General features: G+C 70.2%; 3 protein-coding genes and 1 pseudogene. All 4 read right to left on the bottom strand.

Annotation, left to right across the window (positions count from 1 at the left end):
- Positions 1-494 (bottom strand): annotated as a pseudogene (locus ACFP3V_RS31625) (hypothetical protein); the annotation flags it as partial.
- The gene (locus ACFP3V_RS31630; RefSeq protein WP_380591218.1) at positions 494-1,180 is read right to left on the bottom strand and encodes an SAF domain-containing protein; all 687 of its coding nucleotides are present in this window, start codon (positions 1,178-1,180) and stop codon (positions 494-496) included. The pseudogene ACFP3V_RS31625 and the gene ACFP3V_RS31630, both read right to left, overlap by 1 nt.
- Positions 1,181-1,242: 62 nt before the next feature.
- Positions 1,243-2,040, bottom strand: coding sequence for an ATP/GTP-binding protein (locus tag ACFP3V_RS31635; RefSeq protein ID WP_380591221.1), 798 nt, complete (start codon positions 2,038-2,040; stop codon positions 1,243-1,245).
- 116 nt (positions 2,041-2,156) lie between these two features.
- Positions 2,157-2,765, bottom strand: a 609-nt coding sequence (locus tag ACFP3V_RS31640) for a hypothetical protein (RefSeq protein ID WP_380591224.1), incomplete at its 5' end; no start/stop codon positions are given.

The raw sequence follows: 2,765 nt of genomic DNA on the forward strand, positions 1-2,765 counted from the left end.
CAGCGTACGCACCTGAGCACTTCACCGAGTACCCCGACAACGTCCGCGCGCCGCAGCAACGCCGCCGGGGACCGCAGCGCGGACACCTCCCCGGCATCCACCACGATCCGGCCGGCATCGATGACCACGTCCATCTGCCGCTCGGCCTCCAGGACCGGCCAGATCCGGTTCAGCTGCTCCCAGGTGCCGGCCATGGCGGTGGCCTGGGAGGGATCGGTCAGCCCGGGCAGCAGCAGCCGCTGCCCGGCCGGCGGATCGAGCGGGACCAGGTGCTGCTCGAAGCTCTCGCCCAGGGTGCCGGCGCGGCTCGCGGCCGCGAGCTGATGCAGCCCGACCGCCGCGGACAGATGCCCTTGGAGGAATCCGGCACGCAGGGTGCCGCCCTGCGGGTCGCACTCCGCCAGCAGCGTGCGGCGCGGTCCGGCGAGCGTCAACGCCAGCGCACTCGTGGTCACGGCGGACGACTTGGCGGACACGAGGGCGATGACGGCCATCAGCGCGTCCCCGGCGCGGTGACGACCGCGACCTGACCTGCGGCGGCCCAGGCGGCGATCTGCGGCGCATCCGCCGGGTCCGCGGCCAGGTCGACCACGACGTTGCCGTTGCTGTCCGGCGCCCCCACCAAGACCACGACCGCCGGAACCGTCAACGGTGCCGCGCTGCTCTTGGTGGCCTGCCCGTTCTGGCCGGGGGTCTGCACCACCGACACGGCCTGCCCAGGCGCCAGCCGACCGGCCGGGATCATCCCCGGCTTCGCCAGCACCCCCACCACGCTCTTGCCCGCCGTCACATCCACGCCCGCGGTCACCGACCCGGGCGTCACCAACATCCCCACAGCCAGATCGGTGGCGGCGGTCTTGCCCACGATCGTCGAACTCCTGCCTACGGCAACCGTCTTGAGCGCCGGATCGGGGGCCACCTGCGCCGTGGTCAGATCGGAGGCCTGCACCACCTGGCCCTTCGCGACCGCGTGGGCGACAGCCAGGACCGCGACACGGTCCCCGGCCTGGTTCACCATCGTGTAAGCGCCCAACGCGCCGACCGCCGCCACCGCGATACCGGCCACCGCCAGCACCGGGCGGCGCGCCCGCCGCGGCGCAGGCTCGGTGATCGGAACCGGGCCCACACCCGCCGGCGCGGACTGCGGCGGCGCGGGCCGCCGCTGCCGAGTGATAGCCATGAAGAAGTCCGTTGTCCTTCAGTCCAGGTGACCACCCCTCAGCTGGGGGCGGTCCGCAGAAGTCAGTTGTTGTTCAGGACCTGCAACTCGCCGATGACCGCGCTGGTCCTCGACTGCCGGGTCACCGAGATCTGGCCGCTCTGCCCGGTCGTCGCCTGCCAGTTCACGACCCACGTCGACGTCGCCGTGATCGGATAGGCACCGCCGGGCTGGTGCGCGGACGTCCGGGTGTAGACGTGGCCGCACGCCGGCATCCGAGCCCCGAACGACGGCTGATACGCCACACCCGCGTCATCACAGGTGACGGTCGTGCCGTCGCCCATGTCCCACGCGATCTGCGAGACCTGGCCGGTCGCGGTCACCGTGACCCCGCTGGCGGACGCCGACGCTGTGTTCGGGCCGTAGGTGGTGGGGGAGACGTTGTCCCACAGCCACACCGGCAGCCCGACCAGGCCTTTGCCCCCGGGCTTCGGCGCGATCCCGATGTCCGGCCCGTTGAGTGTCATCTTGGAGACTGCCTGCTGGGCGAGCTTTGCGATGCTGACTGCGCCGCCATATCCCGGCGGCGGTGTGGCCCGCCACTGAAAGGCGAAGCCTCCGCCTCCGGTCATGTCGCAGCTCACCTGATAGACGGTGCCGTCACCGGGCTGATGTCCCTGCCAGGCCGGATCGCCTGCAGCAGGCTGTGGGTTTGCAGCTTCCCAGTAGCAACCGTCTTGGCTGTTGAACCAGCCCCGGTTCGCGTCGTAGCAGGGGTACTGCTTGCCGTGGAAGGTGCACCCGAGTGACCCGGTCGGCGTGCCCCCTCCTCCGCTCCCCTTGGTGCCGCTTGCTCCGCCGGGCGAGGGCGGTGCGGTCACGCCGACCTGACACTGTCCCTGCAGCAGGCCGCAAGTCACTCCCCCTCCAGCGCCGTCAGCGGCAGCGTGTCCGGCGGTGGCCAAGAGCAGTACGACTGCAGCTGCGGCGGCCCGCGTCAGCAAGACCGGCTCCGATCCAGCACGGCCTGCGTGATCCACCACTGAGTGCCCAGAAGCTGGGCTTGGACTGTCCACGGGTGCCGGTACTGGTGGTCGGTGGCTGCAGGCTTGCCCGTGTCGGAGTTGTAGGTGATGTAGTTGGTGGTGTCCACGCAGTCCGTAATCGTGGCTGTCGGCGTCTTCGCATTCATGTTGAGCGCCGTCACCCTCGGCGAGAGCTGTGGGCGCCCGCGCATCACCAAGTGCTGTTTGGCGTAGGCGTCCACTGTTTGTCGGACCGCACCGTCGGCCTGGCCGCGCATGAACTTCTCCATCTGCACGCCCTTGGTGCTGGCCTGCGCATATGCCTGGATCTGCGTGTCCCAGAACCCGCGGTACGTTGCGAGGATGCTGGCCTTGACAGCAGCCTGCGGATCGGCTGAGAGGCTGGGACTGCTGCTGGCGGAGGGGCTGCCAACGTCGTTGGAGGCTTTGGTGGTGCCGGTGCTGCCGCAGCCGGCCAAAAGGGTCGCGGAGAGGGTCCCGGCCATGAGGACGGCTGTCGTCCTCGCTGCCTGTCGTGCGTAGGCGAAGGTCTTCTGCCGCAGGTTCACGATACGGTCCCC

The organism is Streptacidiphilus monticola (assembly GCF_042658505.1).
Taxonomy (GTDB): Bacteria; Actinomycetota; Actinomycetes; order Streptomycetales; family Streptomycetaceae; genus Streptacidiphilus; species Streptacidiphilus monticola.

What these genes read in the sequence shown, in the direction of transcription:
- ACFP3V_RS31630 (WP_380591218.1), bottom strand. Translation starts at nt 1,180, where the DNA reads ATGGCTATCACTCGGCAGCGGCGGCCCGCGCCGCCGCAGTCCGCGCCG.